This is a genomic window from Stieleria sp., from assembly GCF_041595215.1.
In the GTDB taxonomy this organism is placed as follows: domain Bacteria; phylum Planctomycetota; class Planctomycetia; order Pirellulales; family Pirellulaceae; genus Stieleria; species Stieleria magnilauensis.
The window spans coordinates 1-4,987 of sequence record NZ_JBFHKV010000631.1; the positions used below are offsets into that span (position 1 = coordinate 1).

Consider the following 4,987-nt stretch of genomic DNA (forward strand, 5'->3'; position numbering starts at 1 on the left):
ACGCAGGACGGATCGAAGTCGCTCCCTGGGCGTCACCGACCGATGGATTGTTAGACATCGTTTTGATCAAAGATGGTACGGTCGCCGACATGGCCGAGATTGTGACACGCAACCTGACCGGAACATTCGGGGAGTGTGATCAGGTGATTCATCGACAGGCCAAGCGTCTAGAACTGCGATCCAGTCCGTCGATGCGTTTCACACTCGACGGAGAAATCGTAAACGCGGAACCAATCCGGTTTTGTGTCGAGCCGGCGCCGATCAAAATGTTTGTCGGCAGGCAGTTTCAATCCCATGTCGAGCGGGCCGAACTCGGTTAGGAAACGATCGTCCCGATCAGGTTGTCCTCTCGTGGCTGGAAGCCAGTTGCCACGAGGCGGCGACGTAAAACAGCGGATAGACCAATGAAACCAGGGTAAGCCATCCCGGCGGGTGGGGGTATGGATACAGCATCAAGAGCATCACCGCGACCCAACCCGCTGCTCCGCCGAGCAGAATTCTGCGCAAACGTCTTGGAGCCAGGTTGGGATAGATGAATCGCAGCGGGCTGAGGGTCATCACGCTTAGCGTCCACATCAAGAAGGCCACCGCCCAACCGCCGCCCCACACGAACAGAATCCCCGCGTAGAACGCAAAGATGTTCCAGTAGGATGGAAAGCCCCGAAAAAATCCGCCGTCCTCGTCTTTCGCGTGGCGATGCGAGAATCCGAGCAAGCTGCTTCCCATCGCCAACGTGACCGTCCAACCCCATCCCTGCGGCAGCCAATCCATCCGCCAGATCAACATCAACGGAATGAACGCGAAGGTGAGGTAGTCCAGTAAATCATCAATCGTCCGCCCGTCGAACGCCGGGGCTCGCGTTTTGACTTCGAAACGCCTCGCCAAGGGACCGTCGATTGCGTCGATCACATTGGTCAACAACAGGTAGACGAATACGATTCGTGGATCGCAGTCTGGAGAAACGATCTCGGCCATTGCCAGGCCTGCCGGGACGATCCCCGACGCAGTCAGCAAGTGGACACCGTAAGAAGCCCATGCGAAATCAGATGTCGTTGACTTGCTAATCACGATCGCGTTTCATTCTCTTCAGTGGTGACCGTCAAAATCGAGTTGGAAGGGTGCTTCCCAGGCGGGCAAGAATTCTTGAATGTCGATCGGACGCCCGGGGGGGAGGTGTTTCTGTCGGTTGGCAACTCGACGACTCGACCGCCCTGCGCGATTCGATGCAGTCCGCAGCCAACCAAAGCAGTTCCCATGCCAACGGCGGATTTCCTTGACCGCGCCGGCAGAGGCGCGTCTCTCCACTCGTCCGCCGGTCGCTCATTGACCCTCGCGACGGATTTTCGAGCAGATCGCGATGTGAGCAGACCGCGATGCGAGCGGTGAGTTGTGATGGGCTGCGGAGCCGAGTCGGCTTCAGAGCAATTGGGGTGGGGCGTCGCGACCGAGTTGGTGTACATTATTGACCATGTTTGCAGAAACTGATGGCAGCAGAAAAACGATCGGCGACGTGGACGTCTTGTTTCACGACGGCCTGTACCACTTGTTCCACCTCGTCCTGCCCAACCACGACTTTATCGCCCACGCCGTCAGCACCGACGCGTTGAATTGGCGGAGAGTCAACAACGCGTTGTTCATCGGCGATCCCGGCAGTTGGGACGACTTGATGCTGTGGACGATGCATGTTTCGCCCGATCCCTATCATCCCGGGCGCTGGCGGATGTTCTACACCGGCCTGTCGCGGCGCGATCAAGGCAACTTTCAGCGGTTGGGGATGGCGGTCAGCGACGATCTGTTTCATTGGCAAAAGGCCCCGGTCCGGTGGGAGGATCACCGCGGCCCAAGGGACCCCGAGCGTGTCAAGCGTGCGCTACAGCAAAGTCGGGCGACGTCCGCGGATGCCCGACATGCGATGTTTGATCCAACGAGTTGTTTCCCGTTGGAGCCGGATCCGAAGCATTACGAAGCGTCGCTCACCGAGGGCCGACACTGGGTCAGTTTTCGCGATCCGTTCTACCATCATGATGGGAACGATGGCTGGCTGATGGCGGCCGGACGCGTCAATACGGGACCGGTCGTGCGCCGCGGCTGCGTCGCATTGATGAAGGAAGTCGAACCCAACCATTTCGTGGCGCACCCGCCGCTGCATCACCCGCGATTGTACGATGATATCGAAGTGCCGAATTTGATCGTCGTCGACGACGATCATTACTTGATCGGTAGTATTCGCGAAGACGCAAAAATCCGTTACTGGCACACCGACGAGATCGGCCACCGTTGGCAAAGCTATCACGACAACGTGTTGCTGCCCCAAGGCAACTATGCAGGTCGAGTCTGCCGTGACGATCAAGGATGGTTGCTGTGGAATTTCTATTCGATGAATCGGGAAGACCGAACGGCGGAAAACTTGATGCCGCCGCCCAAACGTCTGGTCAAGAACGAACACGGATTGCTGCGAGCGGTGACGTTCGAAGGCATCAACCAATACTTGCGAGAACCACTCGATGCGAAGTGTATTCACAGTCTGATCGACGATGTGGGGCCGCAGATGCGAGAGTGTCGCGTCGAAGGCGGGCATCTGGACCTGGCCTGTGAAAGTGGGTTTCAAGCCTTCTTGTTCGATGACCGGTTGGACCACTTTCGATTTCAAGCCAAGTTGGAAATGCAGGGGCTCGGCAAGTGCGGACTGGTCTTTCGCATCGATCCCGAAACACGTGATGGGTACTATCTTTCACTGGATATCCTCAAAGGCGTCGCCCAGCTGCGGGCTTGGGGAACCGGTGAAGACGGGAGTGGCGAACAGATGATGCAGTTTCAACCGCTGCAATCCGGTTTCTGGTACACCGAGGTTCGCAACGCCATCACCGTGCGGCTGATCGTCTTCGGAAGCTACATCGAAGTGTCGGTCAATGGCCGAGTCGTTTTGTCATTGGCCGATCAGAGTTTTGACACGGGAAAGATGGGCGTCTATTTGGAGACGGCGAAAGTAAGAGTTTCCGAAATCCAATTGGAACGACTCGCACCACCAAATCAAACCGACGAACATCTGGCCAGCGGCTGACCGATCAATGCGATTCGGCAGGCGATCGCCAGGCGTGGGGCGGGCGTGAGGCTTCATTCGGGATGATGGCGATCATCAGTAGAAAGAGACCGACGACAATGTGATTTTGGTGAATCGGTGGCGGGGGAGCATCTGCGAAACGCCCCCACAACGTCAGCCCGGTCGCGACGACCAGGATCAGCAAGTGCGCATGCCGGGTCGGATGCCAGTACGACAACCCTGACAGAATCACAATCAGCAACGCAGCCAACGAATCGATCAGCACAAAAGATTCGCTGCCTTGCACCTGAAAGACAAACGGGCTGGCCGCCAACCACACCGCGGTCATGATCTCAACGACGCGTCCCCACATCACGCAGTCCCCCGCGACAACAAGGTTTCCGCCGCGTGATCGATCGCTTCGCAGCGATTGCCCCAAAACGCATCCCACAGTAGTCGCCAATCGTGGTTCTGTTTCCAAACAATCCACAGGTACATCAGGGACGCCCGGACTTCATCCCACGCCCAATAGACGAGGATCAACGAGATCGCCGCCGTTACCAGGCACAGAAAGCACCATGAACCGATAATCGACGCCTGGATCAAGACCAACACGACACTGACAATGCCCAGCGGAATCACGTCAATCCCGAACAGGATCACCAACCAGGGGCGGTACTGCCAGCGGCGCGTCGATCCGGCGAAACCCAAAATGGCGTCCCCCAGGTAGGCCAAGACTCCCAACGCCGCATCGTGAATGCCGATCATGGCATACATCTGCGTGGCCGTTTTTGACTTCAAGACCTCGGCCGTGCCACTGCCAAAGACAGGATCCCAGGCGGTGTCGATCAGCCCCCACTGGTACATCGAAAGGTGCGCGGAGATGGCTGCGGCGACAAACGCCAGGATGCAAATCGGGATTCGCTGTGACCACGCCGAGGGGTTGTGTTGATAGGGCGGGACGTTGCGGTCCAAGTCGTCGACAGGAAGTGTTGCGTGCGACATCGGTGTTATCGTTTCAGACCGTTCTTGCGATACCACTGATCGGGATCTTGTTTCAACGCGTCAATGATCTTCGGCAGGCGATCGATCAGCCGGTGCTTGGGTTCCCAGCCCAGCAGTTCTTTAGCCCGCGAGAGATCGAGTGCGTAATGGTCGTCGGCCATGTTGACCATGAACGGCTTGATGAACGCTTCGCCATCGGACAGCGTGTCGGTGACCGACGCCCCGACTTTCGCAAGCGGTTTTGGAACGCACAGTGTCGTCCACTCCTTGCCATGAATCAGGCACCCAATTTGATCTTGAAGCGTTTCGTAAGAGGGAGGATCCGGCTCGCCGATCAAGATGGCCGTCTTGGCTTCGATCTGATCGCGACGCTCGACGGTGGCCACGACCGCATCGACCGCGTCGTCCAGGTGAACGGCCGATTGTCCGGTCTCGGTATCGCCGGGAAAGAAATAGCTTTGAAAATCCTTTTCGTAGATCCGCTTGATCTGCTGCACGATGGTTGGTTGACGCCCGTAATCGGTGTAGACGCCGGCGATCCGCAGAAACACGGATCGCACGCCGGGGTGACCCTCACGAATCAGCCGTTCGGTTCGGATTTTGCTTTCGGGATAGGGCCACTTCGCCAACAGCGGGTCATTTTCAGCGATGTGTTGGCCCGGCTCACACGGTTCGTGCACCAGCATCGTGCTGCTGAAAATGAATTGTTGCAGTTCAAACTCGTCCAGCGCGTTGAGCAATCGATCGGTTCCGTTGACCGTGACTTCGTCGTACGCTTCGCTGTCTTCACCGGAGAAATCGTAGTACGCCGCCAGGTGAACGACGCTGGCGAGCTTGCCCTCGGTGCGTCGTCGAACGTCCGCGACCGCGCCTCGCACATTCTCGTAGCTGGTCAGGTCGCACTCGATGTCATAGACGTTAGCGTGGCTTTTCGGCGGCTCA

6 protein-coding genes are annotated in these 4,987 nt (G+C 57.6%); 2 read left to right on the forward strand and 4 right to left on the reverse strand.

Features of this window, described 5'->3' with window-relative positions:
• Positions 1-320 (forward strand): diacylglycerol kinase family protein (locus ABX749_RS21415; protein WP_372897774.1); only part of this gene is annotated, 320 nt, incomplete at its 5' end.
• Positions 321-336: 16 nt separating this feature from the next.
• On the opposite strand, the gene ABX749_RS21420 is transcribed toward ABX749_RS21415, so the two are convergent.
• Positions 337-975 (reverse strand): phosphatidylcholine/phosphatidylserine synthase, encoded by a 639-nt coding sequence (locus ABX749_RS21420; protein WP_372897779.1) that lies wholly within the window; start codon positions 973-975, stop codon positions 337-339.
• Positions 976-1,468: 493 nt separating this feature from the next.
• On the opposite strand from ABX749_RS21420, the gene ABX749_RS21425 reads away from it, so the two are divergent.
• A complete protein-coding gene (locus ABX749_RS21425) occupies positions 1,469-3,061 on the forward strand; it encodes a glycosyl hydrolase (protein WP_372897775.1) in 1,593 nt (530 codons plus the stop codon).
• Between the two features lie 4 nt (positions 3,062-3,065).
• On the opposite strand, the gene ABX749_RS21430 is transcribed toward ABX749_RS21425, so the two are convergent.
• The 3 genes from ABX749_RS21430 to ABX749_RS21440 form a co-directional block, all read right to left on the reverse strand.
• On the reverse strand, positions 3,066-3,413 hold the full coding sequence (locus ABX749_RS21430; protein WP_372897776.1) for a hypothetical protein: 348 nt from the start codon (positions 3,411-3,413) through the stop codon (positions 3,066-3,068).
• Complete coding sequence (locus ABX749_RS21435; protein ID WP_372897777.1) at positions 3,413-4,045, reverse strand: vitamin K epoxide reductase family protein; 633 nt, start codon at positions 4,043-4,045, stop codon at positions 3,413-3,415. Before ABX749_RS21435 ends, ABX749_RS21430 begins: the two co-directional genes overlap by 1 nt.
• A 5-nt stretch (positions 4,046-4,050) precedes the next feature.
• On the reverse strand, positions 4,051-4,987 hold a 937-nt coding region (locus ABX749_RS21440; RefSeq protein WP_372897778.1), incomplete at its 5' end, for an NAD-dependent epimerase/dehydratase family protein.

What these genes read in the sequence shown, in the direction of transcription:
- ABX749_RS21420 (WP_372897779.1), bottom strand. Translation starts at nt 975, where the DNA reads ATGGCCGAGATCGTTTCTCCAGACTGCGATCCACGAATCGTATTCGTC.
- ABX749_RS21425 (WP_372897775.1), top strand. Translation starts at nt 1,469, where the DNA reads ATGTTTGCAGAAACTGATGGCAGCAGAAAAACGATCGGCGACGTGGAC.
- ABX749_RS21430 (WP_372897776.1), bottom strand. Translation starts at nt 3,413, where the DNA reads ATGTGGGGACGCGTCGTTGAGATCATGACCGCGGTGTGGTTGGCGGCC.
- ABX749_RS21435 (WP_372897777.1), bottom strand. Translation starts at nt 4,045, where the DNA reads ATGTCGCACGCAACACTTCCTGTCGACGACTTGGACCGCAACGTCCCG.